The organism is Mycobacterium paraffinicum, from assembly GCF_001907675.1.
GTDB classification, from domain to species: domain Bacteria; phylum Actinomycetota; class Actinomycetes; order Mycobacteriales; family Mycobacteriaceae; genus Mycobacterium; species Mycobacterium paraffinicum_A.
In genome coordinates this window covers 23,275-49,698 of record NZ_MPNT01000007.1, presented here as the reverse complement: position 1 = coordinate 49,698, position 26,424 = coordinate 23,275, and the positions used below count along the sequence as shown (strand labels likewise).

30 protein-coding genes are annotated in these 26,424 nt (G+C 68.7%); 19 read left to right on the top strand and 11 right to left on the bottom strand.

Annotated features, from left to right (window positions below; translation table 11 throughout):
• Positions 1-31 precede the first annotated feature (31 nt).
• Positions 32-631 carry a TetR/AcrR family transcriptional regulator gene (locus BRW65_RS09885; protein ID WP_073874038.1) on the bottom strand — a complete coding sequence of 200 codons (600 nt, stop codon included), beginning with the start codon at positions 629-631 and terminating at the stop codon, positions 32-34.
• 110 nt (positions 632-741) lie between these two features.
• Between BRW65_RS09885 and BRW65_RS09880 the strand changes: the two genes are divergently transcribed.
• Complete coding sequence (locus tag BRW65_RS09880; protein ID WP_073874036.1) at positions 742-2,304, top strand: phytoene desaturase family protein; 1,563 nt, start codon at positions 742-744, stop codon at positions 2,302-2,304.
• Positions 2,305-2,307: 3 nt separating this feature from the next.
• Here BRW65_RS09880 and BRW65_RS09875 read toward each other — a convergent pair whose 3' ends face one another.
• The 3 genes from BRW65_RS09875 to BRW65_RS09865 are packed head-to-tail and all read right to left on the bottom strand — an operon-like array spanning position 2,308 to position 4,453.
• Entirely contained in the window at positions 2,308-2,916 is a 609-nt protein-coding gene (locus BRW65_RS09875; RefSeq protein ID WP_073874034.1) for a YbhB/YbcL family Raf kinase inhibitor-like protein, read from the bottom strand.
• A gap of 50 nt (positions 2,917-2,966) precedes the next feature.
• A complete protein-coding gene (locus tag BRW65_RS09870; RefSeq protein WP_073874032.1) occupies positions 2,967-3,413 on the bottom strand; it encodes an SRPBCC family protein in 447 nt (148 codons plus the stop codon).
• 35 nt (positions 3,414-3,448) lie between these two features.
• Positions 3,449-4,453 carry a zinc-binding dehydrogenase gene (locus tag BRW65_RS09865; protein ID WP_073874030.1) on the bottom strand — a complete coding sequence of 335 codons (1,005 nt, stop codon included), beginning with the start codon at positions 4,451-4,453 and terminating at the stop codon, positions 3,449-3,451.
• Between the two features lie 139 nt (positions 4,454-4,592).
• On the opposite strand from BRW65_RS09865, the gene BRW65_RS09860 reads away from it, so the two are divergent.
• Complete coding sequence (locus BRW65_RS09860) at positions 4,593-5,315, top strand: MBL fold metallo-hydrolase (protein WP_073874028.1); 723 nt, start codon at positions 4,593-4,595, stop codon at positions 5,313-5,315.
• Here the strand turns inward: BRW65_RS09860 and BRW65_RS09855 are convergent.
• The gene (locus tag BRW65_RS09855; RefSeq protein ID WP_073874027.1) at positions 5,312-5,692 is read right to left on the bottom strand and encodes a hypothetical protein; all 381 of its coding nucleotides are present in this window, start codon (positions 5,690-5,692) and stop codon (positions 5,312-5,314) included. The two genes, BRW65_RS09860 and BRW65_RS09855, sit on opposite strands and share 4 nt — an antisense overlap.
• Positions 5,693-6,015: 323 nt before the next feature.
• On the opposite strand from BRW65_RS09855, the gene aceA reads away from it, so the two are divergent.
• The 5 genes from aceA (at position 6,016) to BRW65_RS09835 (ending at position 11,238) form a co-directional block, all read left to right on the top strand.
• A complete protein-coding gene (aceA, locus tag BRW65_RS09850) occupies positions 6,016-8,307 on the top strand; it encodes an isocitrate lyase ICL2 (RefSeq protein ID WP_073874025.1) in 2,292 nt (763 codons plus the stop codon).
• A 425-nt stretch (positions 8,308-8,732) separates the two neighbouring features.
• Positions 8,733-8,924 (top strand): hypothetical protein, encoded by a 192-nt coding sequence (locus BRW65_RS31705; protein ID WP_167374025.1) that lies wholly within the window; start codon positions 8,733-8,735, stop codon positions 8,922-8,924.
• A 157-nt stretch (positions 8,925-9,081) separates the two neighbouring features.
• Positions 9,082-9,480 (top strand): hypothetical protein, encoded by a 399-nt coding sequence (locus BRW65_RS32015; protein ID WP_208611778.1) that lies wholly within the window; start codon positions 9,082-9,084, stop codon positions 9,478-9,480.
• 181 nt (positions 9,481-9,661) lie between these two features.
• Positions 9,662-10,825 (top strand): LLM class flavin-dependent oxidoreductase, encoded by a 1,164-nt coding sequence (locus BRW65_RS09840; RefSeq protein ID WP_073874023.1) that lies wholly within the window; start codon positions 9,662-9,664, stop codon positions 10,823-10,825.
• A 74-nt stretch (positions 10,826-10,899) separates the two neighbouring features.
• Entirely contained in the window at positions 10,900-11,238 is a 339-nt protein-coding gene (locus BRW65_RS09835) for a hypothetical protein (RefSeq protein ID WP_073874021.1), read from the top strand.
• Positions 11,239-11,260: 22 nt separating this feature from the next.
• Here BRW65_RS09835 and BRW65_RS09830 read toward each other — a convergent pair whose 3' ends face one another.
• A complete protein-coding gene (locus BRW65_RS09830) occupies positions 11,261-11,728 on the bottom strand; it encodes an SRPBCC family protein (protein ID WP_073874019.1) in 468 nt (155 codons plus the stop codon).
• Positions 11,729-11,885: 157 nt separating this feature from the next.
• Here BRW65_RS09830 and BRW65_RS09825 point away from each other — a divergent pair, with 157 nt between their 5' ends.
• The 5 genes from BRW65_RS09825 (at position 11,886) to BRW65_RS09805 (ending at position 17,743) form a co-directional block, all read left to right on the top strand.
• Entirely contained in the window at positions 11,886-12,953 is a 1,068-nt protein-coding gene (locus BRW65_RS09825; RefSeq protein WP_073874017.1) for a serine hydrolase domain-containing protein, read from the top strand.
• 103 nt (positions 12,954-13,056) lie between these two features.
• Positions 13,057-14,892: a fatty acyl-AMP ligase gene (locus BRW65_RS09820; RefSeq protein ID WP_073874015.1), complete on the top strand. Its 1,836-nt coding sequence runs from the start codon at positions 13,057-13,059 to the stop codon at positions 14,890-14,892.
• A gap of 71 nt (positions 14,893-14,963) precedes the next feature.
• Entirely contained in the window at positions 14,964-16,196 is a 1,233-nt protein-coding gene (locus BRW65_RS09815) for a serine hydrolase domain-containing protein (protein WP_073874013.1), read from the top strand.
• Between the two features lie 117 nt (positions 16,197-16,313).
• Positions 16,314-16,973, top strand: coding sequence for a hypothetical protein (locus tag BRW65_RS09810; RefSeq protein ID WP_073874011.1), 660 nt, complete (start codon positions 16,314-16,316; stop codon positions 16,971-16,973).
• A complete protein-coding gene (locus tag BRW65_RS09805) occupies positions 16,970-17,743 on the top strand; it encodes a YqjF family protein (RefSeq protein WP_073874009.1) in 774 nt (257 codons plus the stop codon). Before BRW65_RS09810 ends, BRW65_RS09805 begins: the two co-directional genes overlap by 4 nt.
• A 1-nt stretch (position 17,744) precedes the next feature.
• Here the strand turns inward: BRW65_RS09805 and BRW65_RS09800 are convergent, their stop codons facing one another.
• Entirely contained in the window at positions 17,745-18,515 is a 771-nt protein-coding gene (locus tag BRW65_RS09800; protein WP_073874007.1) for an SDR family oxidoreductase, read from the bottom strand.
• A gap of 58 nt (positions 18,516-18,573) precedes the next feature.
• On the opposite strand from BRW65_RS09800, the gene BRW65_RS09795 reads away from it, so the two are divergent.
• Entirely contained in the window at positions 18,574-19,050 is a 477-nt protein-coding gene (locus BRW65_RS09795) for a nuclear transport factor 2 family protein (protein ID WP_073874006.1), read from the top strand.
• A 10-nt stretch (positions 19,051-19,060) separates the two neighbouring features.
• Here the strand turns inward: BRW65_RS09795 and BRW65_RS09790 are convergent, their stop codons facing one another.
• Together BRW65_RS09790 and BRW65_RS09785 are read right to left on the bottom strand one after the other, a co-directional pair.
• Positions 19,061-19,798, bottom strand: coding sequence for a DJ-1/PfpI family protein (locus tag BRW65_RS09790; protein ID WP_073874005.1), 738 nt, complete (start codon positions 19,796-19,798; stop codon positions 19,061-19,063).
• A gap of 17 nt (positions 19,799-19,815) precedes the next feature.
• Complete coding sequence (locus BRW65_RS09785) at positions 19,816-20,775, bottom strand: GlxA family transcriptional regulator (RefSeq protein ID WP_073874003.1); 960 nt, start codon at positions 20,773-20,775, stop codon at positions 19,816-19,818.
• 112 nt (positions 20,776-20,887) lie between these two features.
• Between BRW65_RS09785 and tpx the strand changes: the two genes are divergently transcribed.
• Together tpx and BRW65_RS09775 are read left to right on the top strand one after the other, a co-directional pair.
• Positions 20,888-21,382 carry a thiol peroxidase gene (gene tpx, locus BRW65_RS09780; RefSeq protein WP_073874001.1) on the top strand — a complete coding sequence of 165 codons (495 nt, stop codon included), beginning with the start codon at positions 20,888-20,890 and terminating at the stop codon, positions 21,380-21,382.
• A gap of 160 nt (positions 21,383-21,542) precedes the next feature.
• Complete coding sequence (locus BRW65_RS09775) at positions 21,543-21,854, top strand: DUF4333 domain-containing protein (protein ID WP_073873999.1); 312 nt, start codon at positions 21,543-21,545, stop codon at positions 21,852-21,854.
• On the opposite strand, the gene BRW65_RS09770 is transcribed toward BRW65_RS09775, so the two are convergent.
• Together BRW65_RS09770 and BRW65_RS09765 are read right to left on the bottom strand one after the other, a co-directional pair.
• Positions 21,835-22,782: an NAD(P)H-dependent flavin oxidoreductase gene (locus BRW65_RS09770; RefSeq protein ID WP_073873997.1), complete on the bottom strand. Its 948-nt coding sequence runs from the start codon at positions 22,780-22,782 to the stop codon at positions 21,835-21,837. The two genes, BRW65_RS09775 and BRW65_RS09770, sit on opposite strands and share 20 nt — an antisense overlap.
• Positions 22,779-23,159, bottom strand: coding sequence for an NYN domain-containing protein (locus tag BRW65_RS09765; protein ID WP_073873995.1), 381 nt, complete (start codon positions 23,157-23,159; stop codon positions 22,779-22,781). Before BRW65_RS09765 ends, BRW65_RS09770 begins: the two co-directional genes overlap by 4 nt.
• 134 nt (positions 23,160-23,293) lie before the next feature.
• Between BRW65_RS09765 and BRW65_RS09760 the strand changes: the two genes are divergently transcribed.
• From BRW65_RS09760 to BRW65_RS09745, 4 genes are all read left to right on the top strand, one after another.
• Positions 23,294-24,478 carry an acyl-CoA dehydrogenase family protein gene (locus tag BRW65_RS09760; protein WP_073873993.1) on the top strand — a complete coding sequence of 395 codons (1,185 nt, stop codon included), beginning with the start codon at positions 23,294-23,296 and terminating at the stop codon, positions 24,476-24,478.
• A 79-nt stretch (positions 24,479-24,557) separates the two neighbouring features.
• On the top strand, positions 24,558-25,460 hold the full coding sequence (locus BRW65_RS09755) for an NAD-dependent epimerase/dehydratase family protein (RefSeq protein ID WP_073873991.1): 903 nt from the start codon (positions 24,558-24,560) through the stop codon (positions 25,458-25,460).
• Between the two features lie 9 nt (positions 25,461-25,469).
• A complete protein-coding gene (locus BRW65_RS09750; protein ID WP_073873989.1) occupies positions 25,470-25,916 on the top strand; it encodes a helix-turn-helix transcriptional regulator in 447 nt (148 codons plus the stop codon).
• 4 nt (positions 25,917-25,920) lie between these two features.
• Positions 25,921-26,331: a VOC family protein gene (locus BRW65_RS09745; protein WP_073873987.1), complete on the top strand. Its 411-nt coding sequence runs from the start codon at positions 25,921-25,923 to the stop codon at positions 26,329-26,331.
• The last annotated feature ends 93 nt before the right edge of the window (positions 26,332-26,424 follow it).

Below are 26,424 nucleotides of genomic sequence, written 5' to 3'. Positions count from 1 at the left end.
GCGTTGCCCGGGGTCGCCACCGTGGAACGGGTCAGGCGAGCGGCGCGAAGCCCGAGCGCAGCAGATCCAGACTGGACGCCACCCGTTCGCCGAGATCCCCCGCGCAGCCGTTGCGGCCCCAATTCTCCACTGCCACAACGAGGGCCGCGGCCAGGGCCGAGCCCGCGACCTCGGCGAGCAGATCGATGTTCGCCACTCCCACGTTGCGGCCCTTGACGAAGTCGGTCAGCACTTGCGCGAACGACGCTTGCACGACGCGCAGGTGACCGGCGATGCGCTCCGCGCTGATCAGCTCCGAGCGGGCCGTCGCGGCCTGGCGGACCACTTCGAGGTCATGCGGGAACGCCGCGACGCTCGCCAGCACCGCATCGAAGAGCGACTCGGAGGCGGGGCGGCCGGCGAGCGCCTCGGCCAGCCATTCCAGCTGCGTCTCGTAGTCCTGGAAGAGCACCGCCTCCTTCGTGGGGAAGTGCCGGAAGAAGGTTCGCTCCGTGACGCCGGCCTCCCGCGCCAGTTCGGTCACCGTGACGTTGGCAAATCCCTTGTGCGCGAAGCTTTTCAAGGCCGCTCGGCGCAGTGCCTCGTGCGTCGATCGTCGGCGTAGCTCGTGGCGGTTCGTCGGCGCGCTCATCCCATCGAGATGGTATCCCAGCCGGCCGGAAGTCGTCAGGGCTGACATCTTCCAATTATGTCAGTACTGACATATTCTTGTCCACGCGCGCCGACCCGAGGGAGGAAGCCATGTCGGACTATGACGCGATCGTCGTGGGAGCCGGACACAACGGATTGACCGCGGCCGCGGTGCTGCAGCGCGCGGGCCTGCGCACGCTGTGCCTGGAGGCCAACACCTATGCGGGCGGCATGGCCGCCACCGTCGAACTGATCGACGGCTTCCGCTACGAGATCGCCGGTTCGGTGCAGTTTCCCACCGCGAGCCAGATCACCAAAGACCTTGGGCTCGACACCCTGCCCACGGTGGAGCCAGAGGTGATGTCGACCAACATCGGCGACCACGGCGAGGAGCCGATGATCTTCTACCGCGACCCGATGCAGCTGATGACGCACCTGGGCGACAAGCACGGCATGGCAGCCGTCACCGGCATGGCGGAATTGATCGGGTGGAGCCAGGGGCCGGCAAAGGCGTTGGGGCGCTTCGACGTCCGCACACCCCCCAAGACCCTCGACGAGATGTATGCCTGCGCGGCCAACGACGCGGAGCGCCGGGCCATTCACGAAATGCTGTTCGGGTCGGCGATGGATGTCATCGACCGCTACCTGCCGGACAAGGACAGGCATGCGGTCATCCGGGGAATGCTCGCGTTCCTGGCCGTCAACTCCACCTACCGTGGGCCCTACACCCCGGGCAGCGCGACGTGCCTGGCCTTCGCGCTGGCGGTACCCGACGATTCCACCGCGATGATGACCAAACTCAAGGGCGGGATCGGCGCCCTCACCGAACACTTGCGTGAGCTGTTCGTCTCCCACGGCGGTGAGATCCGCTACCGCGCCAAGGTGGACCAGATCCTCGTCGAGCACGGCGCGGTGGCCGGGGTGCGGTTACGCGACGGTTCCACCATCTCCGCCCCGATCGTCGTCTCCAACCTCGCGCCCGACGTCACGCTCACCGAGCTCATCGACTCCGAACACGTGCCGCCGGAGCTGGTCTCGCGGCTGTCCGGCCGCGACCACCGGGCCTCGTTCGTGCAGATCCACTTCGCCCTCGACGGACTGCCGGAGTTCGCCGCACCGTATGAGTTCTTGAACGAAGAAGGCATGCAGCAATCGGTCGGGATCTTCGGCGATCCCGAAGAACAACAACTGCATTGGGAGAACTGCCGTCGGGGCATCGTCCCGGACAACCCCTCGATGGGAATGCAGATACCGTCCGTGCACGATCCGGGCATGGCGCCGCCCGGTAAGCACGCCGCCAGCGCCTACGCGTACGCGTTCCCGGTCGAAGTCGACCGCCAGGACCATGGTCATCTCAAAAACGTGATGGCGCAACGCGTTATCGACAAGATCACCCGGCTGGCCCCGAACTTCAAGGACATCGTGATCCGCCACATCACGTTCGCGCCCTACCACATGAACACGATGTTCGGCGCGCCCGCCGGCGACTTCTGCCACGGCCTGCTGCATCCGGATTTGATGGGCCCGAACCGGCCGGGCCCCAAGGGGTTCCTCGACTTCCCGATCCCTATCGACGGTCTCTACCTCGGCGGCGCGGGTTGCCATGGCGGGCCGGGCATCACGTTCACGCCCGGCTACAACGCCGGCTATCAGGCGCTCGACGACATGGCCTGACGCTCAGCCCGCGAAGGTTCCGGTCAGCTGTGCCTGGGCGGTCGCGGCGCCGCCGATCGTCTGCGCCGCCTGCACGCCGGCGAGGCCACCGGGGAGCTGGTAGTCGTTGGGCAGCTGGTAGAGGGTGAACCGATAGTGGTGCGTGCCGGTCCCCGCCGGCGGGCACGGACCCTTGTAGGCGGCCTGCCCGGCCGTGTTCGGCAGCGTGGCCGCCCCGGCGGGCGTCTGACCATCGGCGGTGCTGCCGGATCCCGGCGCGATGCCCACCACGACCCAGTGCACGTACAGCCCGTTGACGGCGTCCGGGTCGTCGACCACGAGCGCCGCCCCCAATGGTGCCGACCATGCCAGCGGCGGCGCGATGTCGGCCCCTTTGCATGTGTACTGCACGGGAATCGGGGCGCCGTCGCCGAACGCCGGGCTGCTGATGGTCAACGGCGCCCCGGCGGGCGCGGCCGCGACCGTGCGCCCCAGGGTCGTCACCTTCGGCGTCGACGGCGACGTCACCCGGGTGTCACCGTGGCCGCCGCAGCCGACCAGCGCGGCGATGATCGCGAGCCCGCCGATGATCGATGCGATCCGGCGAGGGCCGCGCGGCGTCGTCGATTCCATAACGGACAGTGTGGACCGCGCGGCGGCCGTCCGGTAGTGCCGCAGCGCCGCTAGGAGTCGCGCTTCTTCACGTCGAGCACGCGCTTGCGCAGCCCCTTGGTGGCGGTGTCCATCAGGCTCTTGGACCCGCGCTTGATCAAGAACCCGGGCACCGGCATCAACAGGTCGACGGTCAGATCGAAGCTCACCCGGGTGGAGTCGCCGTCGGGCGTCAGCGTGTAGCGGCCGTCCTGCGCGCGCTGCTGTTTGGCGTTGACCAGGGTCCAGCTCACGCCGTCGTCGTGAACCGTGTACGCCAACTCTTGCTCGTCGCTGACGCCGACCAATTTGACCACTTGCTTCGACCTGGTGGGGTGGCCCTGATCGTCCCGCTCGAGAACCTCCACCTTTTGATGAACCGACGACCACTCGGGCAGCGATTCGATGTCGAACAGCACATCCATGATCTCATCCGGTGTCGCTTCGATGACGACCTCGCGGGATTCGGTGACAGCCATGGGGGATAGATAACCACTGCGGGGCCGCTAAAAACTCACGGCACCAGGACCACCTTGCCGACGTTCTCGCGGGCCGCCAGGATGCGGTGCGCCTCCGGCGCTTCGTCGAACGGCACCGCCGCGTGGACGATGGGCGCGATCGTCTGATCTTCGAGGGCCTTGGTCAGGGGGGTGATCCACGGCTCGAGGGTGCCGCGGTCGTCCCACAGCCGCAGCATGTTCAGGCCGATCACGGCCTTGGACTCCGAGAGTTGGTCGATCAGGTTGAACCCACGCAGCATCGCCAGGGCGTGTGGGGCCGCCGCCCGCAGCGAGCGTTTCTCGCCGTGCTGCAGGTTCGAAACCCCGTATCCCACAAGCCTTCCGCCCGGCCGCAGCAGCGCGTAGGACCGCCGCAAGGAAGTTCCGCCCAGCGCGTCGAGCACCACGTCGTACGGTTCCAGGCCCTCCCACCAGCCGTCGCGCCGGTAATGGATCGCCCGATCCACCCCCAGTTCGGCCAGCTTCTGATGCTTCGTGGGCGATGCGGTGCCATGCACCTCCGCCCCGGCGGCCTTCGCGAACTGGACCGCCGCGATGCCCACGCCGCCCGCCGCGGCGTGCACCAGCACCCTCTCACCGGCGCGCAGCGACCCGTATCCGTGCAGCGCGGCCCACGCGGTCGCGTAGTTGACCGGGACGGCGGCGCCCCGTTCGAAGCTCATCTCGGCCGGCAGCGGCACGGAGTCGCTCGCCGCCACGTTGACGACCTCGGCATAACCGCCAAACCGGGTGCCCGCCAGGACTCGTTCGCCCACGCGTCCGGCATCGACACCCTCGCCGACGGCCTCGACCGTCCCGGCGACCTCGTAGCCGACCACCGCCGGCAGTTTCGGCGCATCGGGGTACAGGCCCACGCGGGCGAGGTGATCGGCGAAGTTGACCCCCGCGGCCCGCACGGCGACCCGCAGCTGCCCGGGGCCCGGTGGCGGCGGATCGGGCCGCTGCTGCACTCGCAGCACCGATGGATCGCCGCGCTTGGTGATGACGACTGCGCGCATCTGCAGCTTCCTCCCGGCCGCTCAGGCCTGGTTGACGGCGTCGGCGAGGCGGGGGAGGCCGACGCCGGAGATTTCCGACGTGTCAACCATCCCGGACGAGCGCTGACCTCGGGCCGTGCTTACCACTATCTTCCGGATTATGCATTTCGCCTGGGAGCGGCTGACGCCCACCGTTCACCGCTGCCGCTTGGCGTTCTGCGATGTCACCGTCGGTCTGGTCGGGGGCCGCACCGGGGCGTTGCTCGTCGACACCGGCACCACGCTGGTCGACGCGGACGCCATCGCCGCCGACGCGCGCCGGCTGGCGGGGCGGCCGGTCACGCATGTCGTGTTGACGCACCAGCACTTCGACCACGTCCTGGGTTCTTCGACGTTTGGTGAAGCCGAAATCCTTTGCGCCCCAGAGGTTGTCGAGTATTTATTGTCGGACGCCGGTCACCTCCGTTCGGAAGCCATGAGCTATGGCGCGGACCCCGCGGAGGTCGACCGCGCGATCGCGGCGTTGAAGCCACCACAGCGCGGTGTCTACGACGCCGTTGTCGACCTGGGCGATCGCACCGTGACGGTCACCCACCCGGGCCGGGGACACACCACCGCGGACCTGGTCGTCATCGCGCCCGGCGCCGACGGCGAGGGCGACCCGGTCGTCGTCTTCACCGGTGATCTCGTCGAGGAGTCCGCCGACCCGGATATCGACGCCGATTCCGATTTGGCGGCCTGGCCGTCGACCCTCGATCGGGTACTCGCGATCGGCGGAGCCGAGGCCATCTACGTGCCGGGCCACGGACGCGTCGTCGACGGCGGATTCGTCCGTCGCCAGCGGGATTGGCTGGCCCGACGCGCGGGCGCCGACCCGGCCTAAACGCGCGGACCGGTGCCGGTGCAGGCAGCGATTAGGGCGTCCGGGTCGGTGACACTGACCCACAACTCGCGCAGCGAGATGGATCGGCCCACGGCCTTCGCGTCCACCGGTGGGTCAATCGTCAACGCCACCAGGCCCTTACCCGACCCGTTGACGAGCCAGCGCCCACTCGAGTAGTGCACCCCCAAGGTGAGGACCCGGTCGTTCGCCCGCTCGGCGCGGGTGATCGACGCCAAGGGAATCTGGGCGTCGAATGCCCAACCCATCTTGACGTGCAGGGTGCCGGCGTCCACCCTGAGTTGGCTGCGTTTGGGTCCCAGTCCGACAGGAACCGAAAGCGGTAGATACCACCGGGCATAGCGCAATTCCGTTTGCACGGCACTGACCGTACCTCTTGTTTGCTGAGTTCGCCGGTTTTTCGCATTTCCGTTCGGGCGGCCGGTCTGGCACGCTCTCGATGGTTTTGAAATGCGCTGCCGTGCAACGGAATCCATCCAATCCGAATTGCCCGCGCCGGTTCGGCGCCCGCCCGTCGATAACAACGGTCTCGTGTGCCCGCCGGGCTCAAGCCGCCGGCGCGGGCCGGAGGAGGGCAATTGGCAACAGTTTTGGCACGGGTCTTTTGACCCCTGATTCAACCGTCACCCCCGGGGATAGACTCACGTTCAAGGGAATCGTGCCGAACAGGGAGCGTAGGGCCATGGCCATCATTGACTCGGACACTGAAGTCCGGACCTCGTACGAAGACGACATCGCCGCCACGCAGCGATACATGGACGGCCCGCGGTTCGCCGGAATCACGCGTCTTTACACGGCCCGCCAGGTGGTGGAACAACGCGGCACGATCCCCACCGACTACATCGTGGCGCGCGAAGCGGCGGCCGCCTTCTACGACCGGCTACGCGAGCTGTTCGCCACCAGAAAGAGCATCACCACGTTCGGGCCCTACTCGCCGGGCCAGGCCGTGGCCATGAAGCGGATGGGCATCGAGGGCATCTATCTCGGCGGCTGGGCCACCTCGGCCAAGGGCTCCACCACCGAGGACCCCGGCCCGGACCTGGCGAGCTATCCCCTCAGCCAGGTGCCCGACGACGCTGCGGTACTGGTGCGCGCCCTGCTGACCGCCGACCGCAACCAGCAGTACCAGCGGCTGAACATGAGCGAGGCGCAGCGAGCCAGCACCCCCGCGTACGATTACCGCCCGTTCATCATCGCCGACGCGGACACCGGGCACGGCGGTGATCCGCACGTGCGCAACCTCGTCCGCCGCTTCGTCGAGGTGGGCGTCGCCGGCTATCACATCGAGGACCAGCGCCCGGGTACCAAGAAATGCGGCCACCAGGGCGGCAAGGTCCTGGTGCCCTCCGACGAACAGATCAAGCGACTCAACGCCGCTCGCTTCCAGCTCGACATCATGCGGGTGCCGGGCATCATCGTCGCCCGCACCGATGCCGAGGCGGCCAACCTGATCGACAGCCGGGCCGACGAGCGCGACCAGCCGTTCCTGCTCGGCGCAACCAACCTCAACATCCCGTCGTACAAGGCCTGTTTCCTGGCGATGCTCCGGCGTTTCTACGAGCTGGGCGTCAAAGAACTCAACGGCCATCTGCTCTATGCGCTCCCGGATTCGGAGTACGCCGCGGCCACCGCCTGGCTCGAACGCCAGGGCATCCAGGGCTTGATCTCCGACGCCGTCAACGCCCGGCGCGAAGACGGGCAGGGTTCGATCGACGACCTCTTCGACCAGGTGGAGTCGCGGTTCGTGGCCGCCTGGGAGGACGACGCCGGCCTGATGACCTATGGCGAGGCCGTCGCCGAGGTGCTCGAATTCAGCGAGAGTGAAGAAGACGAGCCCGTCGGCATGAGCCCGGCAGAGTGGCGGCAATTCGCCCAGCGCGCGTCGCTTTACGCCGCACGGGAGAAGGCGAAGCAGCTGGGCGTCGACCCGCCGTGGGACTGCGAGTTGGCGAAGACGCCGGAGGGCTACTACCAGATCCGCGGCGGCATTCCCTACGCGATCGCCAAGTCGCTGGCCGCGGCGCCGTTCGCCGACGTCCTCTGGATGGAGACCAAGACGGCCGATCTCGCCGACGCCCGGCAGTTTGCCGAGGCGATCCACGCCGAGTTCCCCGATCAGATGCTGGCCTACAACCTGTCCCCATCGTTCAACTGGGACACCACCGGCATGACCGATGAGCAGATGAAGCGCTTCCCCGAGGAGCTCGGCAAGATGGGCTTCGTCTTCAACTTCATCACCTACGGCGGCCACCAGATCGACGGCGTCGCCGCCGAGGAGTTCGCGGCCTCCCTCAAACAGGACGGCATGCTGGCGCTGGCTCGCCTGCAGCGCAAGATGCGCCTGGTGGAGTCGCCTTATCGCACACCGCAGACGCTGGTCGGCGGGCCACGCAGCGACGCGGCGCTGCAGGCGTCCTCCGGGCGGACGGCCACCACCAAGGCCATGGGCAAGGGTTCGACCCAGCACCAGCATCTCGTGCAGACCGAGGTGCCCAAGAAGCTGCTGGAGGAGTGGCTGGCGCTGTGGAGCGAGCACTACCAGCTCGGCGAGAAGCTGCGCGTGCAGCTGCGGCCGCGGCGGCCCGGCTCGGACGTGCTGGTGCTGGGCATCCACGGCAGCGGGGACGAACAGCTGGCCAACGTCGTGTTCGATCCGATCAAGGACCGGCACGGCCGCAGCATCCTCACGGTGCGCGACCAGAACACGTTCGCCGAAAAGCTGCGCCAGAAGCGGTTGATGACGCTGATCCACCTGTGGCTGGTGCACCGCTTCAAGGCCGACGCGGTCTATTACGTGACGCCGACCGAGGACAACCAGTATCAAACGTCGAAGATGAAGTCCCACGGCATCTTCAGCGAGGTGAATCAGGAGGTCGGCGAGATCATCGTCGCCGAGGTGAACCGCCCGCGCATCGAGGAACTGCTGAAGCCCGACCGCGTGGCGCTGCGGAAGCTGATCACCAAGGAAGACTAAGGGGCGGCCCTCGAGCGAACCCCGGTTCGCTCGAGCTTCGCCCGCACCACCGCTTCGAAGAGCGACGTCGCGTCGTGCCGCGGATGGACTATCCAATTTACGAATAAGAAAATTTCTTACCGCGGCGTCAGCAGAATCCCGCATAGCCACAGTTGTCCGCGGATACGATTTGATTCGCCGATGGTCCATTAGCCCGAGATGGGCCATCGGCTCCTAAGGCGCCCCGGCCGCCCACCGCGACCCCCGCTTCGCGCCCACTCGTTTTGCCTTAGTCCATTGCCGCCGGCTCGGCGCGCCCTCGGTCGCCGTCTGGCGACCCCAACACTATCTTGTAGCAACAGTTGCACAGGTGTAGAATTTGCCTTATGGACGCGCGCCACCTCCCGACGCGCTACGAGAGAAAGGATCGGCCGATTAGGGCGCAAATGAGGACGGCGGTTGCGGTGTTCGGCGGAATGGCCGCGGTGGCCTTGGCGGTCGGATTCGGCGGATTGGGCGTCAGCCCGACCGGCGCCGCGGCGACACACTCGCCGTCCGCCATCACGTCGGCACCTTCGGTTGCGTCCGGCGGCCACCCGGCCACCCTGGCCGGCTGCGTGTCCGGTCTCGACTGCTAGTCGAAGCGTTTTCCCGATGGCCCATCCCGGTGATGGGCCATCCGCCTTTCTGGGCCTCGAAGCCCCTGTGGCGCATCCCGTTTGCCCGGGCGCGCACCGGGGTAATGCCAAGTGGACCAGTTGCACCTGGTGCAAGTGGGGATTGGGGAACTTCGAGATGAGATCTGCAGCCAGAAACTCGGTCGCGCTCTTCGGCGGTGCGGCCATGCTCGTGCTCGCCGTCGGATGCGGGGGCGGCAACAAGGGACCGAACAGCAGCACCACCACGCCGACGACCACGCCGTCGTCCAGCGTGGCCCCGTCCACGCCCGGCGGAGGCGGCGGCACCACGGGCGGCCCCACGGGCGGCGGAGGGCCCGGCGGCGGTGGCGGCAGCGTCCCCGGCGGCCCCACCGGCGGTGGAGGACCCGGCGGCGGTGGCGGCAGCGTGCCCGGCGGCCCCACGGGTGGCGGCGGCCCGGGCGGCGGTGGCGGCAGCATCCCCGGTGTCGGGGGTGGTGGCGGCGGCCCGGGTGGCGGGGGAGGTTGCGTCGGCAACGTCTGCGGCGGCTACTGACATCTCGCCGAAACGGCGCCAACGCACCACAACACAGACTTGCTCCCTAGTCGGCGGGGCTGGTATCCCCGGCCCCGCCGGCTGAAAACTTCTCGCACACCGAGCGTTCTGGCGTAACGGCCTAGGCCGGACACCGCATTCGAGTTATGGTTCTGGCCAACTCGGCTGCAAGGGGATCTCGATGACGAAACTCAGGTTTGGATACTTCATCGCGCCGTTTCATCGGGCGGGCACGAACCCCACGCTCGCGCTGCAGCGCGACCTGTCCTTCATCGAGCACCTCGACGCCCTTGGCTTCGACGAGGTGTGGCTGGGCGAACACCATTCGGCGGGCAGCGAGATCATCAGTTCGCCGGAGATCTTCATCGCCGCGGCGGCCGAGCGCGCCAAGCGCATTCGCTTTGGCACAGGCGTCATTTCGCTCTCGTACCACAACCCGCTCTGGGTCGCCGACCGGCTGATGCTGCTGGATCACCTCACCCACGGCAGGATCATCGGCGGTGTGGGGCCCGGCTCCCTGCCCAGCGATTCGTCGATGATCGGGCTCACTCCGACCGACACCCGTGAGCTGCTCGAGACGAACCTGGATATCGTCGCCCGCTTGCTCGCGGGCGAAACCGTGAGCGCCAAGACGGCCACGCACCAGCTGTTCGACGCCAGGTTGCAGCTCGCCCCCTATTCCGACGGCGGGATCCCGCTGTCGGTGGCCGCGGTCGCGTCGCCGACAGGCGCGCGGCTGGCCGGCAAGCATGGCATCGGCCTGCTGTCCATCGGCGCGACGCTGACCGTCGAGGGTTTCAACGCGCTGTCCTATCACTGGGGCATCGTCGAGGAGCGGGCGGCGGCCTTCGGCACGCAGGTCGACCGCAAGAACTGGAGCCTGGTCGGCCTGTTCCATCTCGCCGAAACGGAGAAGCAGGCGCGCGAAGAGGTGAAGTTCGGCATCGAGCCATGGTTCCGGTACTTCCAGAAGGTGGCCGCGTTCCCGCAGATGACGATGCCCGGCGAGCAGCTCGACGAGATGATCGACGTCATCAACGACAACGGCGCGGGTGTGATCGGCACGCCGGAGCGGGCACGGGAACAGGTGCAGCGGCTATGGGATCAATCCGGCGGGTTCGGCTGCATGCTGCAGATGGGCCACGAGTGGGCGAACCCGGCCGCCACCCGGCGGTCCGCCGAACTGTTCGCCGCCGAAGTGATGCCGCATTTCCAGGGCCAGGCGCAGCCGACGTTGGACGCCGCCGCCCGGGCCGGACAGGCCCGCGAGAGCCTCGCGCAATCTCAGCTGGATGCGGTCGCGCACATGACCAAGAAGTATCAGGACGAAGTCGACGCCAAGTAGCGATCCGCAGGCTTCATATTCCGGCGACAGCCGCTTCCCAGCCGGCAGCTAGGGTCTCGGCGCACAACTGTGGGATGACCACCACCCCTCACCATCCCAGGCGCCGGATTGCGCGGCTCTTCTTCGCGGCGGCCGCGGCCGTCGCGCTGCTGACCCTGGTCGACGCGGCGCAGGCATCGGCGCGCCCGACCGACGCGACGGCCTTCCCACAGACACCGCCCAACCTCTCCGGCGGGAGCGGTTTCGCCGCCGATGACGGCGACGACGAGGCTCGACTGCAGCAGCAGCTTGCTCAGCAGCAGCTGCAGCAGTCCATGCAGCAGGCCGAACAGCAAAACGAAGAGGCGCAGCAGCAGTTCGAACAGAGCATGCAGCAGGCTCAGCTCGACGAGCAGCAGGCCAACAACCCATAGCGCCCGCCTTGGGCGCAGGCGGTTAGGGCTGGGAGTTCGACTCGCGCTCGGCCGTCTCCACCAGCCGGCGCGCGAAGAACCGGACCGCTCCACCCATCGCGACCCGCAGCACCGGACCCGTCCCGCGAACGCCCTCGACGAACGAGCCGGTCCAGCGGAGGTCGGTGCCGCCGGCCGGGTTCGGCGTCAGGACCACCTCGCCGACGTAGTCCTTGATCGGGGTCGACGGCGCGATGAGCTTGTAGACGTGCCGCCGGTCCGGCTCGTATTCGACGGTTTCCTCCTGCACGAGCACCGGCCACATCCCGAGCTTGCGGACCGCCCCGATCCCGCCCGGCGCGGGATCACCCTGCCGGGCCCAACTCGAGTGGACGACGATGGGCTTGGCCCACTTCGACCAGTTCGCGCCGTCGGTCACGAGGCGGAACAGCGTCGCGGCGGGCGCGGTGCTGGTGCGGGCGACCTCGAACGAATGCGTCCTGCCTGACATGACCCACTCCCCGGTAACTCGTCCCCGACCCTGCCGGCCGCTCGCGCGTAGGCTACCGCCCACACCGCGCCCGTGCGGGGCGGGGTTCGCCGGCCCCTCCACTGGCGGCGCGGCGAAAGCACCCGGCGGCCCCTCCGAGGTTGCCTAGAATCGGCGAATGCGGCGGGCGCTGTTCATGTTTGCCGTCACGATCTTGCTCGGCGCGTGCGGCGGCCACGACGGTGCCCGCGCGACCTCCACCGCCGGCCGCCCCGACGCCCACGTCCGCGGTCAGCGGGTCCTCGACGACGCCATCGGCGCACGCGAGCCGGGGTGCTCGGCCGCTGTCGGCGTCGAGGGCAAAGTCGCCTGGACGGGTGTGCGCGGCGTAGCGGACGTCTCGACGCACGAAGCCATCACGCCCGACACCGTGTTCGACATCGCGTCGGTGTCCAAGCAGTTCACCGCCGGCGCGGTGCTGCTGCTGGTCGACGGCGGTGAGCTGACGCTGGGCGACCCCGTTTCCCGGTACCTGCCCGAGCTGCCGGCGTGGGCGAGCACCGTCACCCTCGAACAGCTGATGCACCAGACGAGCGGGATCCCCGACTACGTCGGCTTGCTCGAGGCGCAGGGGTCCCAGGTCGGCGACCGCACGACCGAGGAGCAGGCCTTGCGGGCGCTGGCCGGCGTCGACCAGCTCGAGTTCGAACCCGGTTCGCGGTTCGAGTACTCCAACTCCAATTACTTGCTGCTCGGCGAGATCGTTCACCGCACCGCGCGCTCACCGTTGCCGGATTTCCTCTCCAGCCACTTCTTTCGCCCCCTCGGACTGAACATGATCGTCGATCCCACCGGGTCGATTCCCGGTAAGGCCGTCGGCTACGACAAGGACGGCAACGTGGTCGCGTCCGGCTGGGAGCAGGTCGGTGACGGCGGCATCCAAACCACACCGAGCCAACTCGTCCGCTGGGCGGACAATTACCGCACCGGCCGCGTGGGCGGTCCCGCGCTGCTCCGTGCGCAATTGGCCGGAGCCGTGCCGACCGAGCCGGGCGGGAGTGACCGCTACGGCGCCGGGGTCTACCTGTTCGCGAACGGCACGCTCGATCACGATGGATCGTGGGGCGGGTTCGTCACGGCTTTCCGGGTCAGCAAGGATCGGGCTACGTCGCTGGCCATTAGCTGCAACAGCGACAAGCAAGATCCGGAAGCCCTCGCGGACGCGCTGGGAAAACTCTGGATGTAGCTCACGTATTCGGTTCGCAGACAACGGCCTTCGCGTGCGGCGTGCCGATGATCACGTTCGCGGCACGACGGGTTGCCGCATCGCCTTGCCTACAGTGGGGTTCATGGAGTTCGGTTCCGGGCGACACGCCCACGGTGTCCCCGGCATGCTCAAGATCGAGGACTGCCTGGACGCCGAGGGCAACATCATGCCGCCGCCGGACGTCACGCTGATCTCCCTCATCGATCGCAACATCGCGAACGTCGGTGACGCCGTGGCGTACCGCTTCCTGGACTACAACCGCTCGGCCGACGGGGTGGCGGAAGAGGTGACGTGGAAGCAGTTCGGCGTCCGGCTGGAAGCGATCGGCGCGCGCGTCCAGGAGGCCGCCGGCCATGGCGAGCGGGTCGCCGTCCTGGCGCCGCAGAGCCTGGACTATGTGATGGGCTTCTACGCGGCCATCAAGGCCGGCACCATCGCGGTGCCGCTGTTCGCGCCGGAGTTGCCCGGCCACGCCGAACGCCTGGACACGGCCCTGCGCGATTCGCAGCCGACGGCCGTGTTGACGACGGTGGCGGCCAGGGGAGCGGTCGAGAACTTTCTGAGCACGCTCCCGCAGCTGCGGCGGCCGCGGGTCATCATCATCGACGAGATACCCGATTCGGCGCGGGAATCGTTCACCCCCACCGGGCTGCGCCACGACGACGTCTCCCACCTGCAGTACACGTCGGGTTCGACGCGGCCCCCGGTCGGCGTCGAGATCACGCACCGGGCGGTGGGCACCAACCTCGTGCAGATGATCCTTTCGATCGACCTGCTGGACCGCAACACCCACGGTGTGAGCTGGCTGCCGCTGTACCACGACATGGGCCTGTCGATGATCGGCTTCCCGGCGGTGTACGGGGGACACTCCACCCTGATGTCGCCCGCGGCGTTCGTGCGCAGGCCGCAGCGCTGGATCAAAGCCTTGTCGGCCGAGGCGGGGCGGGCGGTCACCGCGGCGCCGAACTTCGCCTACGAATGGACCGCCCAGCGGGGGCTGCCCGCGCCGGGTGAGGCCGTCGACCTAAGCAATGTGGTGCTGATCATCGGATCCGAACCGGTCAGCATCGACGCGATCAGCGCTTTCAATAAGGCGTTCGCCCCGTACGGTCTACCGCCGACGGCCTTCAAGCCTTCCTACGGCATCGCGGAGGCAACCCTGTTCGTCGCGACGATCGCGCCCGAAGCGGAGGCGACCCCGACCTATTTCGACCGCGAGGAGCTGGGCGCCGGTCGCGCGGTGCGGGTGGCGGCCGACGCCCCCGGGGCCGTCGCGCAGGTGTCCTGCGGCCAGGTGGGCCGCAGCGAATGGGCGGTCATCGTCGACCCGGACGGCGGCGACGAACTGCCCGACGGTCGCGTCGGCGAGATCTGGGTGCAGGGCAACAACGTCGGCCGGGGCTACTGGGGGCTGCCCGACGACACGAAGCGCGCCTTCGGCGGCCGGCTGCGGTCTCGGTTGGCCGAGGGCAGTCACGCGGCGGGTTCGGCCGTCGACCGCGCGTGGCTGCGGACCGGGGACCTGGGCACCTATCTCGACGGCGAGCTTTACGTCACCGGTCGGATCGCCGACATGGTCACCGTCGCCGGACGCAACCACTACCCGCAGCACATCGAGGCGACCGTCGCCGAAGCGTCCCCGATCGTCCGGCGCGGATACGTAACCGCTTTCGCCGTGCCGGCTGGGGAATCCGATGCCCAGCTGGTGATCATCGCCGAGCGCGCGACGGGCACCAGCCGGGTCGATCCGCAGCCGGCAATCGAGGCGATCCGGGCCGCCGTCATGCGCCGCCACGGGCTGCCGGTCGCCGACGTGTGTTTCCTGCCGGCCGGCGCCATCCCGCGCACCACCAGCGGCAAGCTCGCTCGCCGGGCCTGCCGCGCCCAGTACCTGAGCGGCGGCCTGGGCGCGCACTGATTCGGGCGGACGGCCGGAAAATCGGCCGTGGCCCCCTCGGCTGACTTAGTCTCCATGCGGAAGGCAGGACGATGGTTCTCAAGGTTGCGGTGTCGGCTGACCTGATCGGCGGCGACGTGGATGCCGGCTACGGAAAGGTCGCCGACGCCTTTCGCGCCAGTTTCCGCGACGGCGCGGAGGTGGGTGCGGCCGTCGCCGTGTACCGCGACGGGGTCAAGGTCGTCGACCTGTGGGGCGGCTACCGCAACGGGCTGGCGAAACAGCCGTGGCGGCCCGACACGATGGTCAACATGTTCTCCACGACCAAAGGCGTCGCCGCCCTGGTGGTGGCGGCCGCGGTCTCCCGCGGGCTCATCTCCTACGACGCCAAGGTCACCGACTACTGGCCGGAATTCGGGCAGGCGGGCAAAGGCGACGTGACGGTCCGTCAACTCCTGGGGCATCAGGCCGGGCTGTGCGCGCTCAGACCACGGCCGACGCTCGCCGACGTCGCCGATCCGGCCCGGCTCTCGCCGATCCTGGCGGGCCAGGCACCGGCGTGGCGCCCGGGCTCCCGGCACGGCTATCACGCGATCACGCTGGGTTGGTACGAATCCGAATTGATCCGCCGGACCGATCCGGCCGGCCGCACGCTGGGCCGGTTCATGGCCGACGAGATCGTCCGGCCGTTGGGTCTCGACCTGCACATCGGCCTGCCGGACTCGGTCGAGCGCGACCGGGTCGCGCACGTCCACAACTGGGCGCGCGCGGAAACGCTGCTGCACCTGAACGTGATGCCGGCCGGGTTCGTGGGCGCCTCGCTCAACCCGGTCGGCCTGACGGCGCGCGCCGTCGGGGTCCCGCGCGGCGTGAACGCGTTCAACGGCGACTACAACCGCGACGACGTGCGCGCGGTCGAGATCCCGTCGGCCAACGGCATCGGCACGGCCCGGTCGGTGGCGCGCATGTACGGCAGCGCGGCCACCGGGGGAGCCGAGCTTGGCCTGCGCGCCGACACCCTCGAGGCGCTGGCCGCGCCGGCGCAACCGCCCAGCCAGGGTGTGCGCGACAAGGTGATGAACGTCGACGTGGCGTATTCACTCGGCTTCTGTAAACCGGTGCCCCACTTCGAATTCGGCTCCTCGGGCAGGGCCTTCGGGACGCCCGGCTTCGGCGGGTCGTTCGGCTGCGCCGACCCGGACACCGGCGTCGGGTTCGCCTACGTGATGAACCGGCTGGGTTTTCACCTGTGGAGCGACCCGCGCGAACTGGCGTTGCGGCAGGCGCTGTTTCGCGACGTCCTCGGGGTGCGACCGCAGACGTGACGATCCCAGCCCCCGGGCCGCCGAGTGTGGGACCTACGCACGAAAACGGCCCTCGATCCGTGCATAGGCCCCACGTTGGACGGCATGTCGGTCGGCCGCGGGTGGCATCCTGGCCGTGTGGGTTTGCTCATCCGGCTGGCGGAGCTGTTGATCGTGATCCTGCCCCTGGCGGGTGCCGCCGTCGCCGTTGTCCGCTCGTTCGGCGCCAACCGGCGCGCGGCCGAGCAACCGCCGGTCACCGACCGGGCGGAAGCGCCGCCGGACACCGGCGACAATCACGTCGCGCAGTGGCGGTCGCTGCGCCGGGTCGTCGAGGAGCACAGCCGTACCGACACCCGATGGCTCGACTATGAACTCGACGTCGCCAAGCTTCTGGACTTCCCGATGATGACCGACATGCGCGATCCGCTGACGGTCGCCTTCCACAAGGCCAAGCTGCGGGCCGATTTCCTGCGCCCGGTCAAAGCCGAAGACCTCCTCGACGACCGGGAAGCCGCCGCGCAATACCGGTCCGCCGTCGAGGACTACGTGACCGCCTTCAACACCGCGGAGACAGAAGCGAAGCGCAGGCGGCGCAGCGACTTCTCCAGCTCGGACCAGCAGCGAATCGCGCGCGCCCAGAACCTGCTGCGCGTGGCGTCGGACCCCGCCGCGGCACCACAGGAACGACGGCGCGCCTACGAGTTGGCCCGTCAGGAACTCGATGGCCTCCTCGTCCTGCCGGCGACCACGCAAGCCGCCATCGAGCGCAGGGCCTTCGGGGAGCTGGAGGGATGACCGCGACGCCCGACCCGCCGGTCGCCGAACCCGGCGGGGACCCACCTCTCGCGGGATTTTCGGTCACGCCGCCGCCGCTTCGCGGCCCCGTCACCTTCGATCAGCGGTGGCGTGACCTGACCTTCATCCATTGGCCGGTCCGGCCCGAGACCGTCGCAACGATGTACCCGCCCGGCACCCGCCCGGACGTCTTCTCCGATGGGATGACCTACGTCGGTCTGATCCCCTTCGTCATGGACGGCACCAAAGTTGGTTCCGCCCTTCCTCTTCCATACTTCGGCAGCTTCCCGGAGACCAACGTGCGGCTCTATTCCGTCGACGATTCCGGCCGGCACGGTGTGCTGTTCCGGTCGCTGGAAACGGCTCGGCTGGCGGTCGTGCCGGTCGTCCGGGCCGGCCTCGGCGTGCCCTATACCTGGGCGCGAATGCGGACAAGCCGGGACGGCGACCGCGTCACGTACCACAGCGTGCGCCTGTGGCCCCGGCGCGGCCTGCGCAGCAGCATCGCGATCACCGTCGGCGCCGCGGTGGACCCGACGCCGCTGGAGGTCTGGCTTACCGCCCGGTGGGGCGCACACACCCGCACGGCCGGCCGAACCTGGTGGATACCGAACGAACACGAACCCTGGCCGTTGCGCGCGGCCGACATCGTCGAGCTGGACGACGAGCTGGTGGCGGCCGCCATGGTGCGCCCCGCCGGCGAGCGCTTGCGAGCGCTCTTCTCGCCCGGCGTGCGAACCCGTTTCGGCCGCCGCGTCGTCGTCGCATGACCTATGGGCAGGTGTATCCGCCGTCGATGACGAGGTCAGATCCGGTCATGTAGCTGGAGGCCTCGCCGGCCAGGTAGAGGTAGAGGCCGGTAAGTTCCTCGGGGCGACCGATCCGGCCGAGCGGGATCTTCGGCTCCCACAGCCGGTGATATTCCGTCATCGGCTCCACGAGCTCCGTGAGGATGTAACCGGGGCTGACGCTGTTGACCCGGATGTTGTGCGGCGCCAACTCCACGGCCATGGCCTTGGTCAGGTGGATCACCGCCGCTTTCGACGTGCAGTAGTGACCCACCTGCTGCGGGATGTTGATGATGTGGCCGGACATCGAGGCCGTGGTGATGATGCTGCCGCCGTGACCCTGCCGGACCATCGCTCTGGCCGCCGCCTGGGCGGTGAGGAAAACGCCTGTGACATTGGTGCTTTGGATGCGTTCGAACTCTACGGGCGACATGTCCAGCATCGGAGTCACGGTGATGATGCCGGCGTTGCAGACGGCGATGTCGACCCCGCCCAACTCCGCGGTCACCCGGTCCACCATCGCGGTCACCTGGTCGGGCCGGGTAACGTCGCAGGGGATCGGCACCACCCTGCCCTCGGCGTCCGCCGCGATCTCGCGGGCCACCTCCTGCAAGTCCTCGGCGCGCCGCGCGGCGATCGCCACGTCGGCACCGGCCTGCAGATACGCCTGCGCCACCTTCTTGCCGATGCCGCTGGATGCCCCGGTGACCAACGCCCGTTTGCCGCGCAGATCAAACAACTTCAAGACGTTCATGCGAGATCCCCATCCAGACGAGCGACCAACAACCGAAACACGTTCTAGTGTGTCCGCCATGGGCAAATTCACCAGGGCAGAAATCGAGCAAGCGGTCGAGAACTACACGCGGGTGGTGGAGGGGTGCAGCGCCTCGGGCGACTGGCGTCCGTTCGCCGATCTCTTCACCGAGGATGTCGTCTACACCGAACATCACTACGGAGTGTTTCACGGCCGCGAGGCGGTGCGGGACTGGATCGTCGCCGTCATGGCGCCCTTCCCGCACATGCGATTTCCGTCCGACTGGACGGCCTACGACGAGGACAACGACGCCGTGGTGGTGATGATCAAGAACTTGCTCGACCACCCGACGGATCCAAAAGGTGAGCCCTTCTGGTTCCCGAACTGGACCCGGCTGGTCTACGCCGGCGACGGCTTGTTCTCCAGCGAGGAGGACATCTACAACCCCAACCGGGACGCACCCGGCGTCGTGACGGCCTGGCTGCAGGCCGGCGGCCGGCTCGAGAGCGACGAGATCCTGCAGCCGGGCGCCTGAGCCCCCGGGACTAGACGGACGCCGGCTGCCGACCCCGCCGCCGCGACCTGACCGCCGCCAGCGCCTGCTCCCACGCCAGCATCGTGGCGGCCTTCATGTTGGCCGGCTTCATACTGTCCCGCGACAGCAGCGCGGTGGCCGCCGCCTTGGTGGTCGTCGACGCCTTCGACAGGTGGCCGGAGTCGAAGGGCGGCTGCGGGTCGTATTCGATCGCCAGCTGAATCGCCTTGGCGCGGCCCTCGCCGCCGATCTCCCCGGCGAGCCAGAGCGCCAGGTCCAGTCCCGCCGACACCCCCGCACACGTGACGATGTTGCCCTGGTGCACGATCCGCTCGTCGCCCACCGGCACCGCGCCGAACGCCTTCAACGCCGGAACGGTCAGCCAGTGCGACGTAGCGCGGCGGCCCTCGAGGAGGCCGGCGGCCGCTAGGATCACCGACCCCGAGCACACCGATGTCATCCACGCGGCGTTTCGATGCGCCTGGCGCAGCCAGTCCAGCAGCGCCTCATCGCGGGCGTGCACCGGGGTGGACGGGCCACCCGGCACGAGAACCACGTCGGGCGAAGGGGTTTCGGCCAGCGAGTGGGTCGCCCCGATGACCAGTACGCCGGAGTCGGCGGTGATCGGCCCCGCCCGGTGCCAGACGAACCGCACCTCGGCGTCCGGCAGGTTGCGCAGCACCTCGTACGGGCCGATCATGTCGAGCGCGGTGAAGCCCGGATAGCTCACGATCGCGATCTGGGTCATGGTGTCGTCCTTTCCTCTCAGGCGAAAGCCTTGCGGTACTGGTCCGGCGGAATGCCGACCCGACGAAGGAAGTTGCGCCGCATGGTCTCCGCGGTGCCGAAGCCGCAGCGGGTGGCGATGGCGACGACGGTGTCGTCGGTTTCCTCCAACTGCCGGCGCGCGGCTTCGGTGCGAATCCGCTCGACGTACTGGCCGGGCGCCTCGCCGACTTCGGCGGTGAACACCCGGGTGAAGTGCCGGGGGCTCATCGCCGCGCGACGGGCCAGCTCGTCGATGCTGTGCTCGCCGCCCGGCTCGGCCTCGATCGCCTCCTGCACGGCGCGAATCGAGTTGCGCTTGGCCCGCGGCATCCACACCGGCGCCGCGAACTGTGTCTGCCCGCCGGGGCGGCGCAGATACAGCACCAGCCAGCGCGCGACGGTCTGCGCGACCTCGGTGCCGTGGTCGTCCTCCACCAACGAGAGCGCCAGGTCGATGCCCGCGGTGACACCCGCCGCGGTCCACACGGTGTCCGAGCTGCGGACGAAGATCGGATCCGGGTCCACGTCGATCGCGGGGAACTCGCGGGCCAGCCGCCCGGCGAAAGCCCAGTGGGTGGTCACCCGCTGCCCGTCCAGGAGGCCCGCCTCGGCTGCCAGGAACGCGCCCGTGCACACCGTGACCACGCGGCGGGCGGTCGTGGCGACGGCCTTGATCCAGCCGATCAGCTCGGCATCCGACCGCGCGGCGTCGACACCGCCGCCGCCGGGCAACACCACCGTGTCGATCTGTTCGCCGGGTTCGCCCGGGTCCGGCAGCGGGGCCGCGACGAAGGCCAGCCCCGTCGGGGTGGTGACCGCCTGGCCGCCGATGGAGGCCAGGGCGACGTCGTACCCGCCGCCGGTGAGCAGCGACGCGCCGGTGAAGACCTCGTGCGGCCCCACCACGTCGAGCGCCTGCACGCCGGGGAAACCGGCGATGACCACCCTGCGAGTCATGGACCTAAGTTTTCGGCACAACCCGGCATGTCGTCTACGTCATGCACCCCACCAATTAGGACACGGGGACCTGGCCCGTAGCGGCCGCGGCGGGCTTGGCAGACTGTGCGACATGGCACAGATAACGTTGCGTGGAAACCCGATCAACACCGTCGGCGAGCTTCCCTCCGTCGGATCGCCGGCGCCGGCCTTCACCCTGACGGGCGGCGACCTGGGGGAGGTGAGTAGCGACCAGCTCGGCGGTAAGGCATTGGTGCTCAACATCTTCCCGTCCGTGGACACGCCGGTGTGCGCGACCAGCGTCCGGACGTTCAACGAGCGTGCCGCCGCCAGCGGCGCCACGGTGGTGTGCGTGTCCAAGGACCTGCCGTTCGCGTTCGCCCGGTTCTGCGGGGCGGAGGGCATCGACAACGTGAAGACGGGTTCGGCGTTCCGCAGCAGCTTCGGCGAGGACTACGGCGTCACCATCAACGACGGCCCGATGGCGGGTCTGCTGGCCCGGGCCATTGTGGTGGTCGGCGCCGACGGCAAGGTCGCCTACACCGAGCTGGTCCCGGAGATCGCCCAGGAGCCCAACTACGACGCGGCGCTGGCCGCGGCGGGCTGACCCTCAGCTAACCGCCTTTTCGCCGAGCGCTTCGGCAGCTCGGTTGTTTGCGATGTGCCGGCGCCCGTCGCGTTGAGCTGCCTGTCGCCCGCCGAACGTGTTAGCCTGACCATTCCGCCGGACGGGCGGTGGAATGGTCGGCGGCAAAGGAGTACCGGCGATGGACGGCGGCAAGGTCGGTGTTGTCGCGGGGGTGCTGGTGAGTGTGGTGAGCCTGCAACTCGCCGGCTGTAGTTCCAAGCCCACCATCAAGCCCGACGGCGCGGAGCAATCGGTGGTCGACGTGGTCTCCAAACAGACCGGTTTCCGTCCGGCCGATGTGCACTGCCGGTCCGGGGTGGAAGCCAAAGTCGGAATGCAGTTCGACTGTCATTTCACCGGGCCCGAAGGCGTGCAGTACACCGCGAACATGCGCATCACCAAAGTCGACGGCGAGCGGGTCGAGTTCGACGTCAAGACCCATCCAAGCTAGGCCCTAGCCGGTCCGCGGTGGCCGCCAGCACCTCGCGGCACCCCGCCCACATTCCCTCGATGATGGCGGCGGCCGGCGGGAGGTCCGCGATCCGTCCGGCCACCTGACCGGTGTTGGCGACGCTGGCGTCCATGTCCCCGTCGAAGTAGAGCCGCTGCACGCGCTGCAGTGCCGCGGCGCCCTCGGCGGAAGACGTTGCCGCGTCCAGCCTTTCGGCGGCGTCCGTCCGGATGACGCGCATCATCCGTTTGCCGTCGAGCGGCAGCAGCACGGTCGCCGTCTCGTCGGCCGCAACGACCGCCCGCTTGAGGTTGCCGTGCACCGGCGAGTCGGCCGAGGCCAGCAGCCGGGTGCCCATCTGCACACCTTCGGCCCCGAGGACGAAAGCGGCCGCCATCGAGCGCGCGTCGCAGATACCGCCCGCGGCCACGATGGGGACGTCGACATGTGCGGCCACCAGGGGCAGCACCACCATGGTCGACGCCCCGAATCGGTTCTTGAACCCGCCGCCCTCCACACCCTCGACCACGAGCCCGTCCACTCCGGCGTCGACGGCTTTGCGTGCCGCCGCCAGCGTGCCCACCACGTGAAAGACGGTGATGCCGGCGTCGTGCAGCCGGTCGGTGAACAGCGCCGGATCGCCCGCCGAGGTGGTGACGAAGCGAATATCGTTGGCCGCCAGCAGATCCACCGTGGCCGGGTCGCGGTTCATGATCAGCGCGATGTTCGCGCCCACCGGCCGGTCGGTGAGGTCACGCACCCGTCGCAGATCGGCCCGGCCCCGGTCGGACGTCGTCTCGATGATGCCCAGCCCGCCCGCGTTGGACACCGCCGCGGCTAGTTGCGCACCGGCGATGTAGGTCATCGGCGCCTGGATGATCGGGATGTCGATGCGCGCCAGTTCGCAGACCCGGTTGGTCGTGTTCATGATTCCCTCGGGTCGATGAGGTCGCGAAACCCGGCGGCGGGATAGACCGACGCGCCCAGGCCCTCGACGCGGTCGCTGAGCCCCTTATCCGACGTGACCACCCGGATCTCGTGCGGACTGGGGTCCCCCTCGACCCGCCGGACGATCTCGTCGTCGGCCGAGTTCGCGGCCGCCCTGGGCGCGTACGCGATCTCGATAATCGATGCGGGAATGGCGGTCGACGGCGGCCGCTCGAACACCACCGTCACGCGGTCCCCGTGGGTGGCGGCCCAGCGGTCGAGGCGGTCGGCCAGCGCGACCATGGCGCGGCCGCGGTCCTTCCACCAACCGTCCGGGCGGCTCCCGATCACGTTCATACCGTCCACGATCCACCGCACGACCCCTACGGTAAGGCGGCAGCTCATGCGCGCTCACGCTCACCCGCGAATTTCATTCTTTTCAACGCTAAGCGGTTGGTACGGTCACCGATATCAGTTCCCCGCTGATGCCGTCGCAACGATGGGACAGGTGAATGACGTCGATAGCCGACACCGCCGACAGGGTTGTCTCGCTGGCCCGCGGAATGCGCGAACTGGTGCGAGCCGAGGCCGCCGAATCCGAACGGGCACGCACGCTCACTCCCGCGGTCGTCGACGAGATGTGGGCGAGCGGGCTGATGTCCGCGTTCAACCCCGTCGAGGCCGGCGGTGTCGAGCCGTCGTTCACCGAGATGATCGAGACGTGGATCGAAATGGCCTGGCAGGACGGTTCTTTCGGTTGGGTCGGCATCGCCAACCTGCCGTCCTCGTTCGCCGCCGCGGCGTATCTGCCCGACGAGGGTTTCGCGGAGGTGTTCGCGGCGCACGACAACCGCGTCACCATGGGCGGCCAATTCTTCCCCAACGGGCAGGGGGCCGCGGTCGACGGTGGCTACCTGGTGAGCGGGTCGTGGAGTTTCGGCTCGGGCATCGGTCACTCGCAGTACGTCGCCGCAGGTTTCCTGCCGATGGATGACGGCGAAATGCGCTGGATCAGCGAGGGCTTCCCCGAGATGCGGGTGGCGGTGATTCCCCGGGAGCAGATCAGTTTCGACGACGGCTGGTTTGTGCAGGGCCTCAAGGGGACTGGGTCCTATGACTACAGCGTCCAGGAGGTGTTCGTGCCGGCGAGCCGCACCTTCGAGCTCTTCGTGCGCCGGCCGTACCGGGGGACATCGCCGGCCACCCGGATGGGGCTGATGCCCGTCACCGCCGCCGGCCACGCGTCCTGGGCGCTCGGCGTCGCCAAGAGCATGCTGGATGACGTTCAGGAGCTGGCGGCGACGAAGTTCCGCATGAGCGACATGGCATCGCTGGCCAGCCGACCGACCTTCCAGAAAGGACTGGCGCACCACCGAGCGGCGTGGCGCGCCGCGCGTCTGCTGGTGCTCGACGCGTTCACCACCGCCGAGGCCGCGGTCGCGGCGGGGGAGGACCTGACGCCCACCCTGCGCGCGGACATGCGGGTGGCCGCCGTCTATGCGACCGACACGGCCCGCGGCTGCGCCGAGTGGGCCCACTTGGTCGCGGGCACCAGCTCGATCCGGGAGGGCAGCCGGCTCGAGCGCGCCTTCCGCGACATCTACACCGGCACGCAGCACGCCTTCATCAGCGAGAAAGTGGCGATCGACGTCGCGCAGATTTGGCTCGGCATCATCGAGGACCAGCCGGGGTTGTGAAGGGCCGCCCGGCGGCGGCCATCCGACCGATGAACCCTGAAAGCCCGGGCGTTGTCCCAACGTCGCCTACTATCAGCGCGTGCGCGGTTCAAAGATCCTGATCACCGGCCCGACCGGGCAACTCGCAACCCCCATCGCCCGGGCGCTGGCGGCCGACAACGAGGTGTGGGGCATCGCCCGCTTCACCGATCCCGCCGCGCGTGAGGGCCTGGAGAAGGCCGGCGTCCACTGCCAGACGGTTAACTTAGCTGCCGGCGACTTCAGCGCTCTGCCAAGCGATTTCGAGTATGTCCTCAACCTCGCGGTCGCCAAGAGCGGGAACTGGGACACCGACCTCGCGGCCAACGCGGAGTCGGTCGGCCTGCTCATGGCGCACTGCCGCGGCGCGAAGGCCTTCCTGCACTGTTCCTCCGCCGCGGTCTACGACCCGCCGGACGACCTTCCCCGCACCGAGGCCGCCGCCCTGGGCGACAACCACAAGTGCCTGTTTCCCACCTATTCCATCTCCAAGATCGCCGGGGAGGTCGTCGCCCGGTCGACGGCGCGGGTTCTCGGGATTCCCACCACCATCGCCCGGCTCAACGTTCCCTATGGCGACAACGGCGGGTGGCCGTTCTATCACATGGAGATGATGCTGGCGGGCATCCCGATCCCGGTCCCGCCCGGTGAATCGGCCCAGTACAACCCGATTCACGAGGACGACATCATCGCGACCATCCCGAAGTTGCTCGAGGTGGCCTCGGTCCCCGCCACGACGGTCAACTGGTGTGGCGATCAGACGGTCAGCATTCAGGACTGGTGTGGTTACCTCGGCTCGCTGGTCGGCAAGGAGCCGGTTTTCGAGGTGAGCGCGCAGGCGCTGCGCGGCAATCCCACAGCCAGCGAACGGATGCACGAATTGATCGGCGGCACGACCGTCGACTGGCGTGACGGACTGCGCCGCATGGCCGCCAAGTTCCATCCGGAGTTGGTCGGCGCGTAGGGCTTACGAATGCGCCCAGAATCCGATCAGGCGCGGCTGCGCGCGCTCGCGCTGCTCAGACGTGTACGTGACCGGATCGATCGGGACTACGCGCGGCCTCTCGACGTGGAGGCGCTCGCCCGCGAGGTGCACATGTCGGCGGGCCACCTCAGTCGCGAGTTCCGCCGTGCCTACGGCGAGTCGCCGTACTCCTATCTGATGACCCGACGCGTCGAGCGCGCGATGGCGCTGCTGCGCCGCGGCGACCTGAGCGTCACCGAGGTGTGCTTCGCCGTCGGCTGCTCCTCGTTGGGCACCTTCAGCACGCGCTTCACCGAACTGGTCGGCGTGCCGCCGAGCACCTACCGACGCCGGGCGGTGGACGCGCTGGCCGGACTGCCGCCGTGCGTGGCGAGACAGGTGACCAGACCGGTCAGGAATCGAGAAGCACCGGTCACTGGGCCGCACCTAGCCTGACCCCATGGACATCACGATTCACTCGAGCTTCCTGCCGCATGACGACCCGGAGTCCTCGCTCGCGTTCTATCGCGACACGCTCGGCTTCGATGTTCGCCTCGATGTCGGAAAGGGCAAGATGCGCTGGATCACCGTGGGCCCCCCGAACCAGCCGGATACCTCGATCGTCCTGAACCCCCCGGCTGCCGACCCGGGCATCACCGACGAGGAGCGGCGCGTCATCGCCGAGATGATGGCCAAGGGCAGCTACGCCACGTTGCTGTTGGCCACCAAAGACCTCGACCGCACCTTCGAGCGGTTGCAGGCCGACGACGTCGACGTCGTCCAGGAGCCGACAGACCAGCCGTACGGGCTGCGCGACTGCGCGGTCCGCGACCCCGCCGGCAACCTGATCCGCATCCAACAGCTGCGCTAGGCAGTTGGGTAGCGGCCGTTTTCGCGGCCCCGTGCGTCGAACCCATCCGTGACCGCGGCCTTGACCGCGCCGCACCCCCAATGCTAAGCAAGT